This window comes from Mycobacterium sp. G7A2, from assembly GCF_041902445.1.
Lineage (GTDB): Bacteria > Actinomycetota > Actinomycetes > Mycobacteriales > Mycobacteriaceae > Mycobacterium.
The window spans coordinates 5,385,518-5,408,545 of the sequence record NZ_CP169251.1 but is presented as its reverse complement, the minus strand read 5'-3'; the positions used below and the strand labels follow the sequence as shown (position 1 = coordinate 5,408,545).

The window sequence follows — 23,028 nt, the reverse complement described above, 5'->3', positions numbered from 1 at the left end:
GCCGGGGCGTCCAGCAACCGAATCCGTGGTTGCTGGGGCGATTCAGAAGGTCGACGTCGGCCGCACGCTGTTGGCCAGGTCGACGAGCGCATAGCGGTGGGCCTGGGTGGGCGCCACCCGGGCCAGGCTGCGCAGCGACGCCTCCACGCCGAGTTGCAGGCCGTGCTCGGTGAACGGGAAACCCAGGATGTGGTTGGTGCTGGCGGTGTTGTCCGACAGCCAGTCCATCGCGGTTCCCAGCACCAGCGCCCTGATCTGCAGCACCCTCGGCTCGGTGTCGGGCAGGGCCTCCACGCGCCGTGCGGCGTCGCGGATGTGTTTCTCGGTGATCTCACTGGCCGAACGACCGGACAGCAGCGTGACCGCGCTCGTCAGCCGGGCGGTGGTGAAATGCCTTGACGTGGCGGGCACTTCGTCGAGTGTGCGCACGGCGGCGTCCCGCTCGCCCTGCGCCGACAGCGCGCGGGCCAGCCCGAATCCGGCCGAGATGATCCCGTGGTCGGTGGACCAGACGGTGTCGTAGAACGTGCGCTCGTCGGCCGATCCGCTCAGCTCCGCGGTGGCCGCCAGGGCCAGCTTGGGGGCCAACTCGCCCGGCAGGGTGTCCAGCACCTCGCTGAAATGCTTTGTCGCCGAATCGTAGTCAGCGGTCAGCAGCTCGGAGACGGCGCGGAACCACACCAGCCGCCACCGCCACCCGACCCGCTCGGCCAGGTCGTCGAGCTTGCGGGTGGCCTTGGCGACGTCGCCGAGATCCAGTAGCGCGCGGACCTCCATCAGTGGCAGCTCCACCGACTCGCTGAGGTCGACGCCGTCGGAGTCCAGCGCGCCGTGCCGGGCCGCCCGCAACGAATCCAGCGTCTGCACAGGCTGACTCAGCACGGTTGCCGACAACACCGCCGCCCCGATGTCGGTCGGGTCGACCAGCGGAACCTGCAACGCCTTGACGATCTCCTGGGCGGTCAGCTTCTCCGAGTGCACCTGTCCGTCGACGTAGACGTCGGTGTGCGCGACGAGCAGGTCGATGCCGAACGTCGACCGGGACGGACTGAACACCCCCGACAGGCCGGGCCGGGGCACTCCGCTGTCGCGGGCCACCACTTCGCGCAGCACACCCATCAGCTGGCTCGACATCTCCTCCGCGGTGGCGAAGCGGCGTCGCGGGTCCGGGTCGATGGCGCGGCGCAGCAGCCGGCCGAACGAGTCGTAGGTGGCCAGTACCGGATCGTCTTCCGGCAAACCGTCGACGTAGCGCCCGTTGCGCGTGCGCAGGCGCAGCGTCAGCGCGGCCAGCGTGCGGCCCACCGTGTAGATGTCGGTGGCGACGGTGGGGCCGGTCTTGACGATCTCGGGGGCCTGATAGCCCGGGGTGCCGTACAGGTAGCCGAACGAGTTGATCCGCGACACCGCACCGAGGTCGATGAGCTTGAGCTGGTCCTCGGTGACCATGATGTTCTCGGGCTTGAGGTCGTTGTAGACCAGGCCGATGGAATGCAGGTAGCCCAGCGCCGGCAGGATCTCGAGCATGTAGCCGATGGCCTCGGCCACCTCCAGCCGGACGCCGTCGGACCGGGTCAGCCGGGTGGCCTGCTTCAGCGAGGTGCCGCCGACGTACTCCATCACGATGTAGCCGACCGGGTTGCCGTGCTTGTCGTCGTGCTCGACGAAGTTGTAGATCTTGACGATCCCGGGGTGGGTCACCTCGGCCAGGAACTGGCGCTCGGCCATCGCGATCGCCTGGGCTTCGGCGTCGCCGGAGTGCACCAGCCCCTTGAGCACCACCGGCCGGTCGTTGACGTTCTTGTCGAACGCCAGATACACCCAGCCCAGCCCGCCGTGGGCGATGCAGCCCTTGATCTCGTACTGGTCGGCGACGATGTCCCCGACGCCCAGCTGCGGCACGAAGGAGTACGCGCTGCCGCAGTGCGGGCACCAGCCCTCGGACAGGGCTTTGCCGGCCGGTGTGGACCGGCCCACCGGCCGTCCGCAGTTCCAGCAGAACCGTTTCGACTCGGCCACCACCGGGTTGACCATCAGCGCGGCCTGCGGATCGACTGCAGGAACCCGCGGGATCTCGACCAGCCCGCCGCCCAGGCGCCGGGTCGGCGCCAGGTTGCGGGTCAGCGTCGTGGTGTGCTCCTGCGGCTCGGTGTCCCCGGTGTGCACCAGCAGGTCGTCATCGTCGTCGTCGAAATCGGGCCGGAACACCGCCTGGGTGGACATCGGCCGCATCGTGGCCACCGACTCCATGTCCATCTCGTCGAGGCTGGCCGGCTGGGTGCCGGGGTCCACCAGGTCGTCGGTGTCGTCGGTGTTGTTGGGCTCGGTCATTCTTCGACGTACCTCGCGCGGGGCGGGGCCGGGGCGGGCCCGAGCACGGTCAGCCACTTGCGGTACAGCGTGTTCCACGTGCCGTCGCGGCGGATCCGCTCCAGCGTCCCGTTCACATAGCGCACCAGCCCGGTGTTCTGCTTGTTGATCCCGATGCCGTAGGGCTCTTCGTTCAGCGTGGGGCCCACTATGTGCAGGTAGGGGTCCTGGGCGACCAGGCCGGCCAGGATCGAGTCGTCGGTGCTGACCGCGTCGACCTGGCGCTGCTGCATCGCCACCAGGCAGTCCGCCCAGGTCTCCACCCCGACGATGATCGGCGGCGGGGTGATCTGCTGGAGCCGGTTGAGCGACGTGGTGCCCTTGGCCACGCACACCCGTTTGCCGGACAGGTCGCCGGGTTGGCGGATCGGCGAGTCGCGGGGCGCCAGGATGCGCTGGTTGGCGTTGAGGTACACCGTGGAGAAGTTCACCAGCTCCTTGCGCGCGCAGGTGATGGTCATCGTCTTGACCACGACGTCGACCTCGTTGTTCTCCAGCGCCGAGACGCGGTCGGCCGAGGACAGGATCCGGTACTCCACCTGGGCCGGGGTGCCGAAGATGTCGCGCGCGATCTCCCCGGCGATGTCGACGTCGAAGCCGGTGATCTCGCCGGTGATCGGGTCCCGGAAGCTGAACAGGTTGCTGCCGATGTCCAGGCCGACGATCAGCCGTCCACGTTTGCGGATGTTGGCGACGGCCTCGTCAGCCTCCTCCTCGGTGTCGAACGGGCGCAGGCTCGCGGTGCGGTCGCAGTCGTCCTCGGCCGGCGTCGGCGGTTGGGCCGGCTCCGGCGGCAGTTCCTCCATGCCGGCGGGCGTGGGCGGCGCCAGCGTCACCCCCGGATCCGGAACCACCGGAGCCGCCTCCGAGCACGCGGTCAGAACGGTCAGCAGTGCCGCCGCTGCCAGGGATGCCCATGCTCTTCTCATCGTGTAGCCGTTCTACCTGTACTCACTGAGTCGCGGCCAGATGCCCAGCGCGACCGAGATCGCCGCCACCACACTCAGCGCCGCAGCCCCCACCGTCGAGCCGGACAGCACCCGGCGCGCGTTGACGATGTCGGAACGCAGCTGGTTGCGGCTCTGCTCGATGCCCTGGCTCAGCGCCTCGTCCAGCTTGTCGAACGCCGGGGTGGAGTCGTCCTCCCCGGTGCCCAGGGCCACCTGGGTCGCGGCCTGATAGTTGCCGACCGCGATGTAGGCGGTGATCCGGTCGTCGGCCGCGCGCCAGCGTTCGAGCAGTTGCTGGGCGTCGGCCAGGTCGGCCTTGTCGATCGAGTCCTCGCGGGCCAGGTACTGCGCCAGCTGCTGCTGCATCTGCTCGATGCGCTGGTAGTAGGACTGCTTGCGCACGTTCTCGTCGCCGCGCCGGATCAGGGACAGCGTCTCGTCGGCGCGGGCCTGCTGGGCGGTGATCGCCAGCGACGTGATGGTCTTGAGCGACTCGGCGGCGGTGTCCTTGGCGCTGCGGCTGTCGACCGTGGAGATGATCAGCGCGGTGCCCACCCAGATCAGCATGATCAGCACCGCCATGCCGCCGGCGACGAAGCCGATGTTGACCCGTCGTCGGGTGCGTTTGGCCAGCCAGCGGTTGGCGAACACGCCGAACAGCAGGGTGGAGAGCACGATCAGGATCACCGGCAGCGGAATGCGCGTGGACGCGGTGGTCTCGGCGTCCACCCGCCCCGAGGTGACCTCGTAGAGCCGCTGGGCGTCGGGCAGGATCTCCTGCTGCATCATCGACGACGCCTCGGACAGGTAGGACGACCCGACCGGATTGCCGGCCCGGTTGTTGGTCCGGGCGGTCTCGACCAGCCCGGTGTAGACGGCGAGCCGGGCGTTGATGCGGCCCAGCAGCTGGACCATCGGTTCGTCGGTGAGCCCGCTCGAAGCCCGGGTGACGGCTACGGCCGCGTCGGTGATGGCCTGCTCGTAGCGTTGCCGCACGGGTTGCGGCTCGGTGCCGGCGATGAACGCGGTGGCGGCGGCGGCGTCGGCGACCGACAGCGTCGTGTACAGCTGGCCCGCCGCGAACGACAGCGGTTCGGTGTGGTCGAGGACGGTGGTCAGCGCCGCCTGGCGGTTGTTGATGGTCGTCGACGTCGCGAACGCGCTGGCGATGACCAGTGCCGCGAGCACGAACCCGATGGACAGGATCCGTCCGGGGGTGGTCCACAGGAACCACCACCGCGGATGCGACGGCGTCGTGGGCGACCGCGACGCGAGGGGTTCGGTCGATGGATGCGCCAACTCCACAGTCACGTCTACCCGGACCCCATCTTGAGCTCGATCTTTCCGGCGGTCGTTCCGACTGGCCCCCACTCTATAAAAGAAGTCTAAGAGTTGATCGGAGGGCGCGGGGGGATTCGCGGCGCCGGCGAGCCCGAGATCACCCCACAGCCGACCGGTTACCTATCCTGAACGGGTGCGCGGCGACGGTGACGGTTGGGTGGTGTCGGCCAGTGGCGCGGCCTACTGGGGCCGCTACGGCGCGGCCGGTCTGCTGCTGCGGGCCCCCGGACCCGGCGGCGTCGCCGCGGTGTTGCTGCAGCACCGGGCGCCGTGGAGTCACCAGGGCGGCACGTGGGGGTTGCCGGGCGGCGCCCGCGACAGCCACGAGACCCCGGAGCAGGCCGCGGTCCGCGAGGCCCACGAGGAAGCCGGGTTGGCGGTCGATCAGCTCACTGTCCGCACGACCGTGGTGACCGCGGAGGTGACCGGGTGGACCTACACGACCGTCATCGCCGACGCCGTCGAGCAACTCGACACCGTGCCCAACCGGGAGAGCGCCGAGCTGCGCTGGGTGGTCGAGGACGACGTCACCGGTCTGCCGCTGCATCCGGGGTTCGCCGCCAGTTGGGCGCGGCTGCGCACCGTCGCGGCGGAGATCCCGCTGCTGGTCAATCCGCAGAGCTGAGCAGTTCCTTCAGCGCTCGGGCCGCCGCGGCCGGATCCTCGGCGGCGGTGACGGCGCGCACCACCACGACGCGGCGCGCCCCCGCGGCCAGCACGTCGGGCAGCCGTTCGGCGTCGATGCCGCCGATCGCGAACCACGGCGTGTCGGTGCCGGTGGCGGCTGCGGCGCGGACCAGGTCGAGCCCCGGGGCGTGCCGGCCCGGCTTGGTCGGTGTCGGCCAGCACGGCCCGACGCAGAAGTAGTCCGGCTGTTCCGGGCCGTCGGCCAGCGCGGCGCGCAGCTGGTCCACGTCGTGCGTGGAGCGGCCGATCAGCGTGTCGCCGACGATGTCGCGGGCCAGCGGCAACGGCAGGTCGTCCTGACCCAGGTGCAGGATGTCGGCGCCCGCGGCGCGTGCGATGTCGGCTCGGTCGTTGACCGCCAGCAGCGCCCCGTGCCGGCGCGCGGCCTCGGCCAGGATGGCCAGGGCCGCCAACTCCTGACGGGCCTCCAGCGGGCCGAAGCGCTGTTCACCCGCCGAACCCTTGTCCCGCAACTGGATGATGTCGACGCCGCCGGCCAGTGCGGCGTCGGCGAATTGGGCCAGGTCGCCGCGTTCGCGGCGGGCGTCGGTGCACAGATACAGCGACGCCGTCCCCAGTCGGGTGGCCGCGGGGCTCGGGGCTTCACGCACACGTCGAACGCTAGTGCCGCCGGCACGTAGGCTGGTAACCGACCACACGGGAGCCCCGGGCCACGGGGGCTGAGAGTGAGCGCGCCGCTCGTACCGTCACACCTGATCCGGGTCATGCCGGCGAAGGGAGATCACCATGTCCGCACTGGCCGTCATCGGCGGCGGCGTGATCGGCTTGGCCGTCGCGCGTCGCGCGGCGCAGGACGGCTGGGCTGTCCGGGTGCACCGCAGCACCGAACGCGGGGCGTCCTGGGTGGCCGGCGGAATGCTCGCCCCGCACAGCGAGGGCTGGCCCGGTGAGGAGCGTCTGCTGCAGATCGGGCTGGCCTCACTGCAGCTGTGGAACTCGGGGTTTCTCGACGGCCTGCCGGCCGAGGTGGTGACCGCGAGGGGGTCGCTGGTGGTCGCCGTGGACCGGGCCGACGCGGCCGACCTCAAGACGGTGGCCGACTGGCTGTCGGCGCAGGGGCACCCGGTGACCCCGACGACCACGGCGCGCGACGTCGAACCTCTTCTGGCCCAGGGCATCCGGCACGGCTTCGTCGCCGACACCGAACTCGCGGTCGACAACCGCCTGGTGGTCGACGCACTTTCCGCGCACTGCGACCGGCTGGGGGTGCGGTGGGCGCCCGCGGTCGCGGAATTGTCCGAGGTCGACGACGCCGACGCGGTCGTGATCGCCAACGGCATCGACGCGCCGGCGTTGTGGCCCGGGTTGGCGGTGCGCCCGGTGAAGGGCGAGGTGCTGCGGCTGCGCTGGCGCCGCGGCTGTATGCCGATGCCGCATCGGGTGATCCGTGCCCGGGTGCACGGTCGCCAGGTCTATCTCGTGCCCCGCCACGACGGCGTGGTGGTGGGCGCGACGCAGTACGAGCACGGCCGCGACACGGCGCCGACCGTCGGCGGTGTCCGGGACCTGCTCGACGACGCGTGCGCGGTGCTGCCCGCGCTGGGCGAGTACGAGTTCGCCGAATGTGCGGCCGGTCTGCGGCCGATGACCCCGGACAATCTGCCCGTCGTCGGCCGCCTCGACGAACGCACGCTGGTGGCCACCGGGCACGGGCGTTCCGGGTTCCTGCTGGCGCCGTGGACCGCAGAGACGGTGGCCTTGGAGTTGACGGCGATGAGAGGTGCGGAGGTGCGAGGTTGAAAGTCACGGTGAACGACGAGGCGGTGGAGCTCGACGGCCCGACCACGGTCGGCGGACTGCTGACGCGGCTCGGCTTCCCGGACAAAGGGATTGCGGTCGCGGTGGACCTGTCGGTGCTGCCGCGCTCACAGTGGGGCACCACGGTGCCGGACGGTGCGAAGATCGACGTGGTGACGGCGGTGCAAGGTGGCTGAGCTGACCATCGCCGGCCGCGAATTCGGGTCCCGGCTGATCCTGGGCACCGGCGGGGCGGCCAACCTGGCGGTACTCGAAGCCGCGTTGCGCGCCTCGCAGACCGAGCTGACCACCGTCGCGCTGCGACGAGTGGACGCCGACGGCGGCACCGGAGTTCTCGAAGTGCTCACCCGGCTCGGCATCACCGCGCTGCCCAACACGGCGGGATGCCGCGGCGCGGCCGAGGCGGTGCTGACCGCCCAACTGGCCCGCGAGGCGCTGCAGACCGACTGGGTCAAGCTCGAGGTGATCGCCGACGAACGGACCCTGCTGCCCGACGCGGTCGAACTGGTCAGGGCGGCAGAGCAATTGGTCGACGACGGCTTCACGGTGCTGCCCTACACCAACGACGACCCGGTTCTCGCGCGCCGGCTCGAAGACACCGGCTGTGCGGCCGTGATGCCGCTGGGCTCACCGATCGGCACCGGGCTGGGCATCGCCAACCCGCACAATATCGAGATGATCGTCGAACAGGCCGGCGTGCCGGTGATCCTGGACGCCGGCATCGGCACCGCCAGCGACGCCGCGCTGGCGATGGAGCTGGGATGCGACGCGGTCCTGCTGGCCACCGCGGTGACCCGCGCCGCGGATCCACCGGCCATGGCGGCGGCGATGGCCGCGGCGGTGAAGGCCGGGCACCTGGCCCGGGGAGCCGGGCGTATCCCGAAACGGTTCTGGGCTCAGGCGTCCAGCCCGGCGCTGTCGTGAAACGGTATGTCGCGCTGGGTAGTTCCATGGCGGCCGGGCCCGGTATCGCACCGCGCGCCGACGGCTCGCCCAGGGCGGCGCAACGCTCGGCGCGCAACTACCCGCACCTGGTCGCCTCCGCCCTGGCCCTCGACCTGGTCGACGTAACGTATTCGGGCGCGACGACCGCGCACGTGCTGACCGACACCCAGCGGGGCGCCCGGCCCCAGATCGAGGCGCTCGACGGCACGGAGACGCTGGTGACGGTGACCATCGGCGGCAACGACGTCGGATATGTGCCCCTGCTGTTCGCGGCGAGCCTGCCGCGCTGGACGCTGTCGGTGCCGCTGCTGGGCAGCCGTCTGCGCGATCTGCTCGACCCCGAGGCGCGGGAGCGGGCACTGACCGACGTGGAGGCGGCGCTCGTCGAGGTCGGGCGGACCGTGCGATCCCGTGCGCCGCAGGCCACGGTGCTGTTCGTCGACTACCTGACGCTGCTGCCGCCCGCGGGCCCGGCGCCGCCGCTCGCCGACTCCGACGTCGCGCTGGGGCGCCGCGTGGCCGCGGCGTTGCGGCGCGCCACCGCAGCCGCCGCCGAGGCGACGGGGGCGGGTCTGGTGCGCGCTGCGGAGGCCAGCGTCGAGCACCACGCCTGGTCCTCCCAACCCTGGACCACCCGCCCAGGGCTGCCGGTCCCGGGCCGTCCCGCGCCGCTGCACCCCAACGCCCAGGGCATGCAGGCCGTCGCGGACCTGATCGTGGGGGCGCTGCGATGATCGAGCTGCGCGACCTGACCAAGGACTACGCAAGCACCCGCGCCGTCGACAACCTGACCTGCACCATCGAACCGGGCGTGGTGACCGGATTCCTCGGCCCCAACGGCGCGGGCAAGACCACCACGATGCGGATGATCCTGGGACTGGACCACCCCACGTCGGGCTCGGCGACGATCGACGGCAGGTCCTACCGGCAGCTGACCGACCCGCTGCGCAGCGTCGGCGCGCTGCTCGACGCGCGGCAGGTGCACCCGAACCGTTCGGTGCGCAACCACCTGCGCTGGATGGCCGCGACCAACCGCATCCCGCGTCGCCGCGTCGACGAGGTCCTCGAGATGGTCGGAATCTCCGCGGTGGCCGGCGCCCGGGCCGGCACGCTCTCGCTCGGGATGAGCCAGCGTCTCGGCATCGCCGCGGCCCTGCTGGGCGACCCACCTGTGCTGTTGTTCGACGAGCCGGTCAACGGCCTGGACCCCGAGGGTATCCACTGGGTGCGCACACTGATGCGCACGCTGGCCGGCGAGGGCCGCACCGTGTTCGTCTCCAGCCATCTGCTCGCCGAGATGTCCAACACCGCCGACCGGCTGGTCGTGATCGGCAGGGGCCGGCTCATCGCGTCGACCACGGTCGGCGAGTTCGTCAGCCGCTGCGGCGCTGCCACCGTGCGGGTCCGCAGCCCGCACCTCGAGCAGCTACGCGCGGTGCTCGTGGACGCCGGCCTGACCGTGGACGCCACGCCCGACGCACTGAGCGTGCACGACACCAGCACCGATGCGGTCGGCGAGCTGGCCGCCCGGCATTCCCTGGCGCTGCACGAGTTGAGCTCACAGGAGGTGTCGCTGGAGCAGGCCTACCTGTCGTCCACCGACGACGCCACCGTCTACCGGGGGAGCCCCGGATGACGCGTTTCGTGGCGGTGGTCGACGCCGAACGGATCAAGCTCACCACGCTGCGCTCACCGCTGTGGGCGACCGCGGCGGCGGCGCTGCTGAGTTTCGCGGTGGCCGCGCTGCAGGCGGCGGCGAGCTACCGCGGGCTGACCGTGACGTCCGCGGTGCTCGGCGTCGCGGTGTTCGGCGTGCCGGTGCTGATGGTCGTCGCCGCGATGACGGTGACCGGCGAGTACCGCACCGGCCTGATGCGGACCACGCTGATGGCGGCCCCGAACCGCACCGCGGTGCTGGGGGCCAAAGCCGTCGTCGCCGCGGCGTTCTGCGGGGGCGCCGCGGCCCTGATGACGATCGGCGCTGTCCTGGTGGGGCGCGCCGACGGGCCCGGGCTGTGGCGTGCCACCGGCGCCATCGGGCTCTACGCGGCTCTGGCCGCGGTGCTCGGCGTGGCGGTGGCCGCGCTGGTGCGGCACACCGCCGGAGCGGTCACGGTGCTGTTGCTGTGGCCGCTGCTCGTCGAACCACTGCTGGGCAACCTGCCGGGGCACGGCGCGCGGATCGGGCCGTACCTGCCGTTCGCGAACGCGTTGCGGTTCCTCGACGTGTCCTGGCTGTTCCCCGCCTACGACATGCCGTGGGGCGAGTGGGGGTCGCTGGGATACTTCGCCGCCGTCGTCGCGGCCGTGTTCGCCGTCGCCGTTGGCACAATGAACCGTCGTGACGCCTGAATCGCCCGCGCAGCCGCTGACGCTGACCCTGCCGCACCTGGACGTCGCCGCGCTGTCCTGGGGGCCACCCGACGGCCGGCTCGTGCTGTGCCTGCACGGTTTCCCCGACAGCGCCTGGGGCTGGCAGGGTATGGCGCCGCTGCTCGCCGAGCAGGGTTTGCGGGTGGTCGCGCCGTTCTCGCGGGGCTACGCACCCACCGGTCCCGCACCCGACGGGGACTACCAGATCGGGGCGTTGATGTACGACGCGCTGGCGGTGTACCGGGAGCTGGGCGCCCCGCCCGACGCGGTGCTGATCGGCCACGACTGGGGTGCGTTCACCACCAGCGCCCTGGCCGCCTACCCGGATTCGCCGTTCGCCGAGCACATCACCATGGCCGTGCCCCCGGTCGGGGCGATCAACCGGTCGCGCGGTGCGCTGACCCGGCAGCTGCGGATGGCTCCCCGCCAGCTGCGCAACAGCTGGTACATCCTGTTCTTCCAGCTGCCCGGGCTGCCCGAGCGTCTGCTCCCGCGGATCATCCCCCGGCTCTGGCGCGACTGGGGCCCGCCCGGATTCCCGACCGACGCGGAACTCGACGCCGCGCTGGCCGCGCTTCCCAGCGCCGCGCACCGGCGCGCCGCGGTGGGCTACTACCGGGCCATGGTCCGGCCGTCGCGGCCGACCGCCCGCTATGCCGACCTGCACTCCTACCGCTTCGCCGTGCCGCGGGTGCCGATCCTGCACCTGCAGGGCGCTCAGGACGGCGCGATGATCGCCGACTACGCCGCGACGCTCGGTGACGTGCTGCCCGCCGGCAGCCAGGTGCACACATTGCCCACCGCGGGACATTTCCTGCAGATCGAGGAACCGCAGGCCGCCGCCGAGGCCGTGCTGCGCTATCTCGGGGACCGCTCGGACGCGCGCTAACGTGGTGGCGTGACACGGACAGGACGGCCCGGGACGGCGGCGGTGGCGCTCATCATCGCGCTGGTCGCCGTGATCAGCGGGTGTGGCCGCGAGGTGGAGCCGGTACCGCTGCCGGCGCCCGACCCGGCCGAAGCCACCCGCTTCGCCGAGGAACTGCGCCGCAGCGTCACCGTCGACGCCACGATGGGCCATCTGAGGGCGTTGCAGGACATCGCCGATGCCCACGACGGCAACCGCGCGCTCGGCACCCCTGGTTTCGACGCCAGTGTCGACTATGTCGCCGATGCCCTGCGGGACAAGGGATTCGACGTGCAGACCCCCGAGTTCGAGGTGCGGCTGCCGTGGGCCGACGAACCCGCGCTGACGGTCGCGGGCGGTGCGGTGGAGGCCAGGCCGCTGGAGTACACCATCGGCACGCCGCCGGACGGGGCGTCCGGGCCGCTGGTGGCGGCCCCGGTCGACGACACCCCCGGCTGCACCGCCGACGACTACGACGGGTTGCCGGTGCAGGGCGCCGTCGTCCTCGTCGACCGCGGATCATGTCCGTTCGGCGCGAAGCAGGCCGTCGCCGCCGAGCGCGGCGCGGTGGCGCTGATCGTGGCCGACAACGTCGACGAAGAGCGCATGGGCGGCACGCTCGGTGAGCAGACCGACGTGCGGATCCCCGTCGTCTCGGTCACCCAGGACGTCGGCGGGCAGATCCGCGGGCAGGCGGGGGTCCCCGTCTCGCTGCGGCTCAACGCCGGTGTGCGGCAGGAGACCACCCGCAATGTGATCGCGCAGACGGCGACCGGTTCGACCAGCGACGTCGTCATGGTCGGCGCCCATCTCGACAGCGTGGCCGACGGCCCGGGCATCAACGACAACGGATCCGGGGTCGCCGCGGTGCTGGAAACCGCGCTGCAGCTGGGTAGTTCGCCGCCGGTCAACAACGCGGTGCGGTTCGGCTTCTGGGGTGCCGAGGAATACGGGCTGCTCGGATCGTCGAACTACGTCGAATCCCTGGACAACGAGGCGCTGCAGGACATCGCGCTGTATCTGAACTTCGACATGCTCGGCTCGCCGAACCCCGGCTACTTCACCCTCGACGGCGACCAGTCCACGATCATCCGCGGCGCGGGCGTGCCGCGGGTCCCGGAAGGCTCAGCCGGCATCGAACGCACCCTGGTCGGCTACCTCGACCGCGCGGGAAAGCCCGCCGAGGACTCGTCGTTCGACGGCCGCTCCGACTACGACGCCTTCACCCGCTCGGGAGTGCCTGCCGGAGGCCTGTTCTCGGGTGCTGAGGCGGAGAAGACGCAGCAACAGGCCGATGTCTGGGGCGGCGAGGCCGGGGCGAAGTTCGACCCGAACTACCACAAGGACACCGACACCTTCGACAACATCGACCGCACCGCGATGGACATCAACGGCGGCGGGGTGGCCTTCTCGGTGGGCCTGTACGCCCAGGATCAACGGGGGCGCAACGGCGTACCGATCCGCGACGACCGCACCCGGCACCCGCTCACCGACTCGTGAGAGCGCGTCCGTCGGCAACAGTCCTGGTGGCCCTGGTGGCCGTGGTGCTCCTGGTCGCCGCCTGCTCGGGCGCCCCGGACCCCGTGGCGCCGGCCGAGCTGGCCGACAGTGTCGGCATCGACGCCGTCTACGGCCACCTCGCCGAGCTGCAGGACATCGCCGACGAGCACGACGGGAACCGGGCCGACGGCAGTCCCGGCTTCCAGAGCAGCGTCGACTATGTGGCGAACACGCTGCGCGAACACGGTTTCGACGTCGAAACCCCGGAATTCCAAAGGCTTTCCGGTGCGGTGGGCGGTGATCCGGCGCTGACGGTGTCGGGCCGCACCCACCGCGTCACTCAGGCCTCGCTGCTGGTGACCACACCGCCGGGCGGGTTGCGCGCGATCACGCTGCGGCCACCCCGCTTCGCCGGCTGCTCTGCCGCCGACTACGGCGCCATGACCGTCAAGGGCGCCATCACCGTCGTCGACGACACCGGTTGTTCCATCGTCGACAAGCAGAACGTGGCCCTGGCGCAGGGCGCGGTCGGGATGCTCGTGGTCAGCGAGGCGAGCCCGGCGCGGCCGACGGGAGCGCCGACCGGACTGTTCCCGCCGAGTTACTACCGCCAGTTGACGCTGCCGGTCGGGATCATCGACACCGAGGCCGACGCGGCGCTGCGGCGCACCAGCGCCCCGGTGCGGCTGGAACTGGACAACGAACCGGTGATGACGACGTCGCGAAACGTCATCGCCCAGACCAAGACCGGTGATCCGAGCAACGTGGTGATGGTCGGCGCGCATCTGGACAGTGTGCGTTCGGGGCCGGGCATCAACGACAACGGCTCGGGCGTGGCCGCCGTGCTGGAAACCGCGACGCAGCTGGGTGCGCGCCCGCAGATCTCCAACGCGGTCCGGTTCGCGTTCTGGGGCGCCGAGGAGATCGGGCTGGAGGGGTCGCGGAACTATCTGCGATCACTGGACGAGGGCCAACTCGCCGACATCGCGCTGTATCTGAACGTCGACGTGATCGGTTCACCGAATGCGGGGTACTTCACCGATGACGGCGACGAGTCCGCGCAGACCGCGCCGCGGCCCGTACCGCCGGGATCGGCGGGCATCGAGCGCACGCTGGCTGCCCGGCTGAACACCGCGGGGGTCCGACCGGCCGACATCCCGTTGGGCCGCACCACCGACTACGCGCCGTTCATGATCGCCGGTATCCCCATCGGCGGGGTCACCACCGGCTCGTCACAACGCAAAACCGAGGTCCAGCAACGGTTGTGGGGTGGCCAGGCCGGGGTGGCGTTCGACCCCGACTATCACACCCCGCGCGACACCCTCGACAACATCGACCGCGACGCGTTGGCGGTGATGGGCTCGACGGTGGCGTTCGCCGTGGGCGTCTACGCCCAGCAGATCGGCGGTGTCAATGGGGTGCCGGCGCGGGATCAGCGCGATCACCGGACGCCCTGAACCCCAGCAGCCTCATGCCGTGGTAGACCAGCAGCGCGGCGATGGAACCCAGTGCGATCCCGGTGAACTTCAGCGGCCCCGGCGTCCACACGAAGTCGGCGATGCCGATGACCAGCGGGATGGCCGCGGTCATCTGGTTGATCGGCAGGGTGAAGTCGACGCGGTTGGTCAGCCAGATCCGGATTCCGACGATGCCGACCAAACCGTAGAGCACCACCGTCGCCCCGCCCAGCACCCCGGCCGGGACCGCCGAGATCACCGCACCCACCTTGGGGCACAACGCCAACCCGATCGCCACCAGGGCAGCGACCCAGTACGCCGCGGTCGAGTAGATGCGCGTCGCCGCCATCACCCCGATGTTCTCGGCGTAGGTGGTGGTGGCCGAGCCGCCGCCCAGACCGGCCAGGGTGGTGGCCACCCCGTCGGCCGCCAGCGCACGACCCATCAGCGGGTCCAGGTCGGTGCGGGTCATCTGCGCGACGGACTTGACGTGGCCGATGTTCTCGGCGACCAGCGCGATGACCGCGGGCAGGAACAACGGCAGCACCGACCACGCGAACGTGGGAGTCTGGAACTCCGGCAACCCGATCCACGGCGCGGCCGCGATCGCGGAGGTGTCCACCCGGCCGAGGAACAACGCCAGCACGTAGCCGGCCGCCACGGCCAGGAAGATCGCCAGCCGGCCGATCATGCCGCGGAACACCGCCAGCACCGCCACCAGCAGCACCAGCGTGACGAACGCGACGAGCGGGTCGGCCTCGAAATTGGTCTTGGCGGTGGGCGCCAGGTTGAACCCGATCAGCGCGACGACCGCGCCCGTCACCACCGGCGGCAGCACCATGTCGAGCCAATGGGTGCCCGCCACGTGCACGACGGCACCGATGAGGATCAGCGACAGCCCGACGGCGACGATGCCGCCGAGCGCGCCGCCGGGGCCCGCGCTGCCCATCGCACCGAGCACGGGTGCCAGCACCGAGAAGCTCGAGCCCAGATAGCTCGGCAGCCGGTTGCCGGTGATCAGCAGGAACAAGATGGTCCCGATACCGGAGAACAGCAGCGTCGTGGCGGGCGGGAAACCGGTCAGCACCGGCACCAGGAAGGTGGCGCCGAACATCGCGACCACGTGCTGGGCGCCGAGCCCGATGGTGCGTGGCCAGCTCAGCCGCTCGCCGGGGGCGACGACGAAGTCATGATCGGCGCGGGTGTCGACGCGGGTCCAGGTCAGCGGCACAGGCACGACAGCGACTACACACCATGTCGGCGGCGGGCGCCAGCGGAGTAGCTGATCATCCCCACTGCGACCACGACGGCGCCGGCGAGTACCGACGTCAGCGGCAGTGTCGCTGCCAGCGTCAGGCAGCCGACGAGACCGATGGCGGGCAGTACCCGCCGACCCAGCGTCAGCGCCGAGGCGTTGGCGATCGCGTAGTACAACAGCACCCCGAACGACGATAACCCGATCGCGCTGCCCAGATCGACGACGGCGGCCAGCACCGCGACGGCAGCGCCGACCGCGAGCTCGGCCCGGTGCGGTGTGCGGTGGCGCGGATGCACCGCGGCCAACACGTGCGGCAGATGACGGTCGCGGGCCATCGCCAGCGTCGTGCGGGACACCCCCAGCAGCAGCGCGAGCAGCGCGCCCAGCGCGCCGATCGCCGCCGCCACCCCGACCACCGGTTCGAGCACACCGAACCCGGCCGCGCGCACCGCATCCGACAGCGGGGCCTGTGAGCCGGCCAGACCGGCGGCACCCAGTTCGGCCAGCACCGCGACGGCCACCAGGGCGTAGACCACCAGCGTGATGGCCAGCGCGATCGGGATGGCGCGGGGGATGGTTTTCTCCGGGTCGGCCACCTCTTCGCCGAGCGTGGCGATGCGGGCGTATCCGGCGAAGGCGAAGAACATCAACCCGGCCGCCTGCAGCACCCCGTACGCGGTGACGTCACCACCCAGCGTCAACCGCGACGCATCAGCGCCGCCGAAGCCCAGCAACACCGTGACGACGACCGCCAGCACCGCCAGCACCACGGCCACGATGACCCGGGTGAGTAACGCCGAGCGCTGGACGCCGGCGTAGCCGACGGCGGTCAGCGCGACGACCGCGGCGACCGCCACCGCATGCGCGTACTGCGGCCAGGCGTAGTAGCCGACCGTCAGCGCCATCGCGGCGCACGACGCGGTCTTGCCGACGACGAAGCTCCACCCCGCGGTGTGCCCCCAGAAGGGGCCGAGCCGCTCGCGACCGTAGACGTAGGTGCCGCCCGATTGCGGGTAGCGGGCCGCCAGCCACGCCGAGGACATCGCGTTGCAGGTGGCCACCACCCCGGCGAGGGCCAACCCGACCAGCAGCCCGGTGCCCGCCGCGGCGGCGGCCGGCGCGAGCGCGACGAAGATGCCCGCCCCGATCATCGAGCCCAGGCCCAGGGTGACCGTGTCGAACAGCCCGAGCCGCCGGCGCAGTGCCGGCTCGCCGGGGGTCGTCACGGCCTCACGATATCGTGGTTGCCATGGCGCGCAACGCCAGCGCGGAGATCCGCCGCCGGCCCAAGGACCGGAAAGCCCAGATCGCGCGCGCGGCGGCGGAGGCGTTCAGTGAACACGGCTACCACGGTGTCAGCATGGAGGCCATCGCCGCGCGCGTCGGCATCTCGGCGGCGGCGTTGTACCGGCACTACGCCGGCAAGTACGAGCTGTTCCGCGGTGCGGTACTCGGCCTGGGCGGTCAGCTCGTCGACGGCACTGCTGATCTCGACGGCACCTCAGATCTCGACGGCGCTGACGACGAGGATGCTCGGCAGCAGTTCGACGCCCTCGTCGGCGCGCTGGTCGACGTCGCCCTGGCCAACCGGACCTCGGGCGGGTTGTACCGCTGGGAGGGGCGGTATCTCGACGACGCCGACCAGGCCCAGCTGCTCGCCCAGATCGGCACCGTGCACGACCGCATCCACCGGCCGCTGGCCCGGCTGCGGCCCGGGTTGACCCACCGGCAGTACCTGACCCTGTCGACGGCGGTGCTGTCGGTGGTGGGCAGCATTGTCGACCACCGTGCCAAGCTCCCGGCCGCCTCGGCCCGTGAGCTGCTGATCGAGCTGGCCGCTGCGGTGGCTGCCGTCGAACTGTCCGACGAACCGGTACCGGCCGAACCTCCTGCTGCGTCCCGCGCTCCGGCGCCCGACCCGTCGACATACGAAGCGCTGCTGCGGGAGTCGCTGACCCTGTTCCACCGCCACGGCTACCGCGACACGGGGATGGAGGACATCGCGTCGGCGGTCGGGATACCGGCATCCGGTATCTACAAGTACTTCTCCGGCAAAGGCGACATCCTGGCCGCGGTGTTCCGTCGGGCGTCGGATCGGGTCTCCGGCGAGCTCGCCACCGTCGTCGCCTCCGCCGCCGACCCGCACGAGGCGCTCTCCGCCGTGATCGACAGCTACGTGGCGCGCACGTTCGACCAGCCGGAGCTCGAGTACGTCTACTACACCGAACGGCTCAACATGAGCGCCGCCGACCAACGCATCGTGCACGACCTGCAGCGTTCGGTCGTCGAGTCGTGGGTCGAGCTGGTGGTCGCGGTGCGTCCGCAGTGGTCGCCGGCGCAGGCGCGGTTCGCGGTGCACGCGGCCATGGCGTTGGTCATCGACCTCGGCCGGCTGCAGCGCCACCCCGACGCCGCGCAGGCGCGCGCGGTGGTGAATCGACTGGTGGAAGCGGTCCTGCTGGGGGACTACCGGTTACGGGCGACGTTCACGCCCATGTAGACCAGGTAGGCGAGCAGGCCGAGCACGGCGAGCTTGCGGGTCTTGCGCACCGCCAGGCCCAGTCCCACAGCGGTCTCGATGCCGCCGTCGATGTAGACGTGCTGGCGGGTGTCGGTCGGAAACGCCGACTTGGTCAGGCCCTCGTAGAGCTGCGGTGCGACGAAATGCGACAGCCCGGTGAGCGCGAGCACGATGCCGGCGATCGTCATCCCGCGCGATTTGCTCTCGGTCCCCACTTCGGTCACGACGTCTCCTAGCTCATCCGGTAATCGCTCAGCGGGAAGTCGGAGGCTTCCTGGATCGCCTTGCGAGTCGAGGTCGGGCGCAGCAGGGTGGGTTCCCCGCTGGGATTGAAATAGTACGACCGTGCCGAAGCGCAGTCGCCGGTGGTGAACAGCGAGTCGCCCAGCAGTTCGGTCATCCGGTCCAGGTACCTGCTGTTGGCGTCCTCGGTGACCTCGAACGTCGTCGCGCCGCGGCGTTGCAGTTCACCGAAAACGCGGTCCATGTGTCGCATCTGGTATTCCATCGTGTTGAAGAAGTTCAACCCGAGGAAGGCGTACGGGCTGGCCAGCGACATGAAGTTGGGGAACTGCGGCATCGTCACACCCTGGTAGGCCTGGAACCGGGTGTCGCGCCACCACTTCCCCAGATTGCGGCCGCCCCGGCCGATGACCTCGATGGCGGGGAAGTTGGCTTCCCACAGATCGAAACCGGTGGCCAGCACCAGGGTGTCGATGACGGTCTTGGTGCCGTCGACGGCGACGACGCCGTCGGACTCGATCCGTGCGATGCCGCTGTCCTGCAGGTGGACGTGCGGCTTGGTGAAGGTGCGGTAATAGCTGTTGGAGAACGTCGGACGCTTGCAGCCGAAGTCGTAGTCCGGGGTGAGCTTGGCGCGCAGGTCCTTGTCGCGGATCGTGGCGAACCGGTGCATCTTGGCGAGGTCACCGGCGGCGATGTTGAACCGGCCCCGGGTGTTCTTGTAGTGCACCACTCCGACCGACACCATGAACTCGTAGACGGCGTCGGTGACGGCGCGGATGGCCCGCTGGGTCAGCGGAAAACGGGCGAACAGCCGCTTGGCCCGTTCGGAGAACCGGAAGTCGACCTTCGGCACCACCCAGATCGGGGTGCGCTGGTACACCGTCAGCTCGGCCGCCTTCTTGGCCAGTTCGGGGATGAGCTGCACCGCGGTGGCGCCGGTCCCGATGATGCCGACCCGCTGGCCGGTGGGGTCATAGGCGTCATCCCAGGCCGTGGTGTGGATCACCCGGCCGTCGAAGCCGGTGATGCCGGGGATGTCGGGCATGTGCGGCTGGGACAGGAAGCCCGTCGCGGTGAACAGGAACCGGGCCGACACCGTCTCGCCGCCGGCCAGCGCCACCCGCCACAGTGCAGCTTCCTCGTCCCAGCGGGCGCTCTCGACGACGGTGCTGAACCGCATGTGGCGGCGCACGTCGTACTTGTCGGCCACGTCACCGGCGTACTGCTTGATCTCCGCTCCGGTGGAGAACAGCCGGGACCAGTTCGGGTTCGGCTCGAAGAAGTAGGAGTACGTGGTGGTGGGGACGTCCACCGCCAGGCCCGGGTAGTGGTTGACGTGCCACGTACCGCCCAGATCGTCCTCGCGGTCGAGGATGACGAAGTTCTCGTAGCCCATCCGTTTGAGCTGGATGGCGGCGCCGATTCCGGCGAAGCCGGCGCCCACGATGACCGCGTCGAAGTGCTCCGAAGTCATGCGTAGACGGTACCGCAGGTACCAGCGAGGTCAGCCGAGCAGTTCGAGCGCCGCGTCCACTGCGGCCTTCGGCACGTCGATCTTCTTGGAGGCCAGGTCGTGGCGGGCGCCGGTCACCTCCACGATCGTGGTGGGCGCCGGGATCAGCGCCGCGGCCGGCCGGAGCTCGTCGATGCTGCCGAACGAGTCGGCGGTGCCATGGGTGAACACCGTCGGGACGGTGATGTCCGGGAGATGCCCGGTGCGGGCCCGCTCGGGCTTGCCCGGCGGATGCAGCGGATAGGAGAACAGCGTCAGCAGGTCGAGGGACAGGCCTTCGTCCTCTGCCCCAGTGCCGGCGGCCGCCATCGAGGTGAGCCGGCCACCGTACGAGTGCCCGCCGGCGATCACCGGGCCGTCGGCCAGCGTGCGGACCGCGGCGACCGCTTCGACGATGCCGGCGAGATCGGCGGCCGACGAACCCGACGGTGGCCCCTTGGGGCGGCGACGCCGATACGGCAGGTTGTAGCGCACCGCGACCCAGCCGCGGCGGGCCCATTCTTCGCAGAGTGCTTGCAGCAGAGGTGCTTCCCGGCTCCCGCCGGCGCCGTGGGTCAGCGCGACCACACCTTGCGGCTTCCCGTCGGGCCGGTGCACCACCCCGGCGATGTCGTCCATCAGCCGAGCCGGAACAACGCCGACACGGGACCGTGGCCTTGCCCCAATGGGTATGCCGCCCTGAGGCATTCGGTGACCCAGCGCTTCCCGAAGCCGACCGCCTCGGGCACCTCGTAGCCGTGGGCCAACGCGCTGGCGATCGCGGCCGCCAGGGTGTCCCCGGCGCCGTGGTCGTCACCGGTGTCGATGCGTTCGGCCTCGTACTCGACGAAGTCGGTACCGTCGAACAGCAGGTCTGGGCTGTGCGCCGACGACCGCAGGTGCCCGCCCTTGACCAGCGCCCACCGTGGTCCCAGCGCATGCAGCGCACGGGCCGCCTCGCACTGGGTGGCGGCGTCGACGACGTCGATGCCGGTGAGCAGCCGGACCTCGTCGAGGTTGGGGGTCACCACCGTCGCGAGCGGGAACAGCGTGTCCTTCAGCGCTCTCAGCGCACTGGGATGCAGCAGCGGGTCGCCGTGCATCGACGCGCACACCGGGTCGACGACCAGCGGGACATCCGGTGCGGCGCTGCGCCAGGTGGTGGCGACGGTGTCGATGATCTCCGAGGAGGCCAGCATGCCGGTCTTGGCGGCCTGCACGCCGATGTCGCCGGCCACGACCTCGATCTGGCCGGCGATGACATCGAGCGGCACCTCGTGAAAGCCCTTGACGCCCAGTGAGTTCTGAACTGTCACCGCGGTGACCGCGACGAGACCGTGCATGCCCAGCATGGCGAAGGTGCGCATGTCGGCCTGGATGCCGGCGCCGCCACCGGAGTCCGAGCCCGCGATCGTCATCACACGGCGCGGGGTCTGCCCCGGCGGGGTGAGCGGCAGGTACGTCATGCCGGCGTCACCGGTAGATACACGCGGTTGCCGTGCTCGGCGAACTCCCGGGACTTCTCGGCCATCCCCTTCTCGTAGGCCTCGCGCACGTCGTGGCTGATCCGCATCGAGCAGAACTTCGGTCCGCACATCGAGCAGAAGTGCGCGGTCTTCGCGGGCGTCGCCGGCAGGGTCTCGTCGTGGAACTCGCGTGCCGTGTCGGGGTCCAGCGAGAGGTTGAACTGATCCTCCCAGCGGAACTCGAACCGTGCGGTGGACAGCGCGTCGTCCCGTTCCTGCGCCCGCGGGTGCCCCTTCGCGAGATCGGCCGCATGGGCGGCGATCTTGTAGGCGATCACCCCGTCTTTGACGTCCTTGCGGTTGGGCAGGCCGAGGTGTTCCTTGGGTGTGACGTAGCACAGCATCGCGGTACCGGCCTGGGCGATCATCGCGGCCCCGATGGCCGAGGTGATGTGATCGTAGGCCGGTGCGATGTCGGTGGTCAGCGGCCCGAGGGTGTAGAACGGCGCCTCCTCGCACAGCTCCTCCTCGAGCCGGACGTTCTCGGCGATCTTGTGCATCGGGACGTGGCCGGGTCCCTCGATCATCACCTGCACGCCATGGGATTTGGCGATCTTGGTCAACTCGCCCAGGGTTTCCAGCTCGGCGAACTGCGCGGCGTCGTTGGCGTCGGCGATCGAGCCGGGACGCAGGCCGTCACCGAGGGAGAAGGTCACGTCGTAGCGGGCCAGGATCTCGCAGAGTTCCTCGAAATGCGTGTAGAGGAACGACTCCTGGTGATGTGCCAGGCACCAGGCGGCCATGATCGACCCGCCGCGGGAGACGATACCGGTGACGCGGTCCACGGTCAGCGGGATGTGGCGCAGTAGGACGCCGGCGTGCACGGTCATGTAGTCGACGCCCTGCTCGCACTGTTCGATCACCGTGTCGCGGTACAGTTCCCAGGTCATCTCGACCGGATCGCCGTTGGTCTTCTCGAGAGCCTGGTAGATCGGCACCGTGCCGACGGGAACCGGCGAGTTGCGCAGAATCCACTCGCGGGTCAGGTGGATGTCGCGGCCGGTGGACAGGTCCATGATCGTGTCGGCACCCCAGCGGGTGGCCCACACCATCTTCTCGACTTCTTCGGCGATCGACGACGTCACCGCCGAATTGCCGATATTGGCATTGACTTTCACCGAGAACGCCTTGCCGATGATCATCGGCTCCGCCTCGGGGTGGTTGTGGTTGGCCGGGATCACCGCGCGCCCGCGGGCCACCTCGTCGCGAACCAGTTCGGCGGACACCCCTTCGCGCTCGGCAATGAAGGCCATCTCGGCGGTGATCTCGCCGGCCCGGGCACGCTGCAGCTGGGTGCCGCGGTCGCGCGTCACCGGCCGACGGGTCAGACCGGCGTCCAGATCGATGACGGCGTCGGCGTCGGTGTACGGCCCGGAGGTGTCGTAGAGGTCGAGATGCTCGGAGTTGGTCAGGTGGACCCGGCGAAACGGGACCCGGGCGCCGGCGACGTCCCGGTAGACCTTGGAACTGCCCTGAATCGGGCCGGTGGTGACGGTCGGACGGACTGCGGAGTCGACAAAGTCGGTCATGATTCTCCCTACGCCGGCATTACCCGGTCAGGTTCGTACGGTCGACGGGCCCACCCGTCCTCTCAGCGCACTCGGTGCACGCTCCCGCGTTTGCGATTGGCGAGTTCCACGCTAGCGCACGACCGCACGGCGGGGGAACCGGGCAGC

The 23,028-nt window shown here is 70.6% G+C and carries 22 protein-coding genes and 2 riboswitches; of the genes, 11 read left to right on the top strand and 11 right to left on the bottom strand.

What is annotated here, in order from left to right:
• Positions 1-42: 42 nt before the first annotated feature.
• The 3 genes from ACEWX3_RS25745 to glnX are packed head-to-tail and all read right to left on the bottom strand — an operon-like array spanning position 43 to position 4,631.
• A complete protein-coding gene (locus ACEWX3_RS25745) occupies positions 43-2,331 on the bottom strand; it encodes a serine/threonine-protein kinase PknG (RefSeq protein WP_207068713.1) in 2,289 nt (762 codons plus the stop codon).
• On the bottom strand, positions 2,328-3,299 hold the full coding sequence (locus ACEWX3_RS25740) for a glutamate ABC transporter substrate-binding protein (protein WP_152515255.1): 972 nt from the start codon (positions 3,297-3,299) through the stop codon (positions 2,328-2,330). Before ACEWX3_RS25740 ends, ACEWX3_RS25745 begins: the two co-directional genes overlap by 4 nt.
• Positions 3,300-3,311: 12 nt before the next feature.
• Positions 3,312-4,631 carry a protein kinase G-activating protein GlnX gene (glnX, locus tag ACEWX3_RS25735; RefSeq protein WP_207068712.1) on the bottom strand — a complete coding sequence of 440 codons (1,320 nt, stop codon included), beginning with the start codon at positions 4,629-4,631 and terminating at the stop codon, positions 3,312-3,314.
• Positions 4,632-4,794: 163 nt separating this feature from the next.
• Between glnX and ACEWX3_RS25730 the strand changes: the two genes are divergently transcribed.
• A complete protein-coding gene (locus ACEWX3_RS25730; RefSeq protein WP_207068711.1) occupies positions 4,795-5,286 on the top strand; it encodes an NUDIX hydrolase in 492 nt (163 codons plus the stop codon).
• On the opposite strand, the gene thiE is transcribed toward ACEWX3_RS25730, so the two are convergent.
• Positions 5,270-5,959 (bottom strand): thiamine phosphate synthase, encoded by a 690-nt coding sequence (thiE, locus tag ACEWX3_RS25725; protein WP_207068710.1) that lies wholly within the window; start codon positions 5,957-5,959, stop codon positions 5,270-5,272. The two genes, ACEWX3_RS25730 and thiE, sit on opposite strands and share 17 nt — an antisense overlap.
• Positions 5,960-5,995: 36 nt before the next feature.
• Positions 5,996-6,105: riboswitch (TPP riboswitch) on the top strand.
• Between thiE and thiO the strand changes: the two genes are divergently transcribed.
• The 9 genes from thiO (at position 6,096) to ACEWX3_RS25680 (ending at position 14,309) form a co-directional block, all read left to right on the top strand.
• Positions 6,096-7,109, top strand: coding sequence for a glycine oxidase ThiO (thiO, locus tag ACEWX3_RS25720; RefSeq protein WP_374158082.1), 1,014 nt, complete (start codon positions 6,096-6,098; stop codon positions 7,107-7,109). It overlaps the preceding riboswitch by 10 nt.
• Positions 7,106-7,303, top strand: coding sequence for a sulfur carrier protein ThiS (gene thiS, locus ACEWX3_RS25715; RefSeq protein WP_221350132.1), 198 nt, complete (start codon positions 7,106-7,108; stop codon positions 7,301-7,303). The genes thiO and thiS overlap by 4 nt, the downstream gene beginning before the upstream one ends.
• Positions 7,296-8,051 carry a thiazole synthase gene (locus ACEWX3_RS25710; protein ID WP_374158081.1) on the top strand — a complete coding sequence of 252 codons (756 nt, stop codon included), beginning with the start codon at positions 7,296-7,298 and terminating at the stop codon, positions 8,049-8,051. The genes thiS and ACEWX3_RS25710 overlap by 8 nt, the downstream gene beginning before the upstream one ends.
• Entirely contained in the window at positions 8,048-8,806 is a 759-nt protein-coding gene (locus tag ACEWX3_RS25705; protein WP_374158080.1) for an SGNH/GDSL hydrolase family protein, read from the top strand. Before ACEWX3_RS25710 ends, ACEWX3_RS25705 begins: the two co-directional genes overlap by 4 nt.
• Positions 8,803-9,708, top strand: coding sequence for an ABC transporter ATP-binding protein (locus ACEWX3_RS25700; protein WP_374158079.1), 906 nt, complete (start codon positions 8,803-8,805; stop codon positions 9,706-9,708). Before ACEWX3_RS25705 ends, ACEWX3_RS25700 begins: the two co-directional genes overlap by 4 nt.
• The gene (locus ACEWX3_RS25695; RefSeq protein WP_374158078.1) at positions 9,705-10,424 is read left to right on the top strand and encodes an ABC transporter permease; all 720 of its coding nucleotides are present in this window, start codon (positions 9,705-9,707) and stop codon (positions 10,422-10,424) included. The genes ACEWX3_RS25700 and ACEWX3_RS25695 overlap by 4 nt, the downstream gene beginning before the upstream one ends.
• Positions 10,414-11,334, top strand: a complete 921-nt coding sequence (locus tag ACEWX3_RS25690) for an alpha/beta fold hydrolase (RefSeq protein ID WP_374158077.1) — start codon at positions 10,414-10,416, stop codon at positions 11,332-11,334. The genes ACEWX3_RS25695 and ACEWX3_RS25690 overlap by 11 nt, the downstream gene beginning before the upstream one ends.
• A gap of 9 nt (positions 11,335-11,343) precedes the next feature.
• Entirely contained in the window at positions 11,344-12,852 is a 1,509-nt protein-coding gene (locus tag ACEWX3_RS25685) for a M28 family metallopeptidase (protein WP_374158076.1), read from the top strand.
• A gap of 26 nt (positions 12,853-12,878) precedes the next feature.
• Positions 12,879-14,309, top strand: a complete 1,431-nt coding sequence (locus ACEWX3_RS25680; RefSeq protein ID WP_374158075.1) for a M20/M25/M40 family metallo-hydrolase — start codon at positions 12,879-12,881, stop codon at positions 14,307-14,309.
• On the opposite strand, the gene ACEWX3_RS25675 is transcribed toward ACEWX3_RS25680, so the two are convergent.
• Complete coding sequence (locus ACEWX3_RS25675) at positions 14,263-15,540, bottom strand: uracil-xanthine permease family protein (protein WP_374159958.1); 1,278 nt, start codon at positions 15,538-15,540, stop codon at positions 14,263-14,265. The two genes, ACEWX3_RS25680 and ACEWX3_RS25675, sit on opposite strands and share 47 nt — an antisense overlap.
• Before the next feature lie 14 nt (positions 15,541-15,554).
• Complete coding sequence (locus ACEWX3_RS25670; RefSeq protein WP_374158074.1) at positions 15,555-16,793, bottom strand: APC family permease; 1,239 nt, start codon at positions 16,791-16,793, stop codon at positions 15,555-15,557.
• Positions 16,794-16,816: 23 nt separating this feature from the next.
• On the opposite strand from ACEWX3_RS25670, the gene ACEWX3_RS25665 reads away from it, so the two are divergent.
• On the top strand, positions 16,817-18,067 hold the full coding sequence (locus ACEWX3_RS25665) for a TetR/AcrR family transcriptional regulator (protein WP_374158073.1): 1,251 nt from the start codon (positions 16,817-16,819) through the stop codon (positions 18,065-18,067).
• Here the strand turns inward: ACEWX3_RS25665 and ACEWX3_RS25660 are convergent.
• The 5 genes from ACEWX3_RS25660 to thiC form a co-directional block, all read right to left on the bottom strand.
• The gene (locus tag ACEWX3_RS25660; RefSeq protein ID WP_221350936.1) at positions 18,034-18,276 is read right to left on the bottom strand and encodes a hypothetical protein; all 243 of its coding nucleotides are present in this window, start codon (positions 18,274-18,276) and stop codon (positions 18,034-18,036) included. The genes ACEWX3_RS25665 and ACEWX3_RS25660 overlap by 34 nt on opposite strands.
• 44 nt (positions 18,277-18,320) lie before the next feature.
• Positions 18,321-19,808: an NAD(P)/FAD-dependent oxidoreductase gene (locus tag ACEWX3_RS25655; protein ID WP_207068699.1), complete on the bottom strand. Its 1,488-nt coding sequence runs from the start codon at positions 19,806-19,808 to the stop codon at positions 18,321-18,323.
• A 30-nt stretch (positions 19,809-19,838) separates the two neighbouring features.
• Positions 19,839-20,465 carry an alpha/beta family hydrolase gene (locus tag ACEWX3_RS25650; RefSeq protein WP_374158072.1) on the bottom strand — a complete coding sequence of 209 codons (627 nt, stop codon included), beginning with the start codon at positions 20,463-20,465 and terminating at the stop codon, positions 19,839-19,841.
• On the bottom strand, positions 20,465-21,292 hold the full coding sequence (thiD, locus tag ACEWX3_RS25645; RefSeq protein ID WP_374158071.1) for a bifunctional hydroxymethylpyrimidine kinase/phosphomethylpyrimidine kinase: 828 nt from the start codon (positions 21,290-21,292) through the stop codon (positions 20,465-20,467). The genes ACEWX3_RS25650 and thiD overlap by 1 nt, the downstream gene beginning before the upstream one ends.
• Positions 21,289-22,881, bottom strand: coding sequence for a phosphomethylpyrimidine synthase ThiC (gene thiC / locus ACEWX3_RS25640; protein WP_207068696.1), 1,593 nt, complete (start codon positions 22,879-22,881; stop codon positions 21,289-21,291). Before thiC ends, thiD begins: the two co-directional genes overlap by 4 nt.
• Positions 22,870-22,979: riboswitch (TPP riboswitch) on the bottom strand. It overlaps the preceding gene by 12 nt.
• Positions 22,980-23,028: the final 49 nt, after the last annotated feature.

Bases quoted from the DNA above. Each gene is read 5' to 3' on its own strand.
- ACEWX3_RS25655 (WP_207068699.1), bottom strand. From the start codon at position 19,808: ATGACTTCGGAGCACTTCGACGCGGTCATCGTGGGCGCCGGCTTCGCC.
- thiD (WP_374158071.1), bottom strand. From the start codon at position 21,292: ATGACGTACCTGCCGCTCACCCCGCCGGGGCAGACCCCGCGCCGTGTG.
- ACEWX3_RS25650 (WP_374158072.1), bottom strand. From the start codon at position 20,465: ATGGACGACATCGCCGGGGTGGTGCACCGGCCCGACGGGAAGCCGCAA.
- ACEWX3_RS25700 (WP_374158079.1), top strand. From the start codon at position 8,803: ATGATCGAGCTGCGCGACCTGACCAAGGACTACGCAAGCACCCGCGCC.
- thiC (WP_207068696.1), bottom strand. From the start codon at position 22,881: ATGACCGACTTTGTCGACTCCGCAGTCCGTCCGACCGTCACCACCGGC.
- thiO (WP_374158082.1), top strand. From the start codon at position 6,096: ATGTCCGCACTGGCCGTCATCGGCGGCGGCGTGATCGGCTTGGCCGTC.
- ACEWX3_RS25665 (WP_374158073.1), top strand. From the start codon at position 16,817: ATGGCGCGCAACGCCAGCGCGGAGATCCGCCGCCGGCCCAAGGACCGG.
- ACEWX3_RS25660 (WP_221350936.1), bottom strand. From the start codon at position 18,276: ATGACGATCGCCGGCATCGTGCTCGCGCTCACCGGGCTGTCGCATTTC.
- ACEWX3_RS25745 (WP_207068713.1), bottom strand. From the start codon at position 2,331: ATGACCGAGCCCAACAACACCGACGACACCGACGACCTGGTGGACCCC.
- ACEWX3_RS25740 (WP_152515255.1), bottom strand. From the start codon at position 3,299: ATGAGAAGAGCATGGGCATCCCTGGCAGCGGCGGCACTGCTGACCGTT.
- ACEWX3_RS25695 (WP_374158078.1), top strand. From the start codon at position 9,705: ATGACGCGTTTCGTGGCGGTGGTCGACGCCGAACGGATCAAGCTCACC.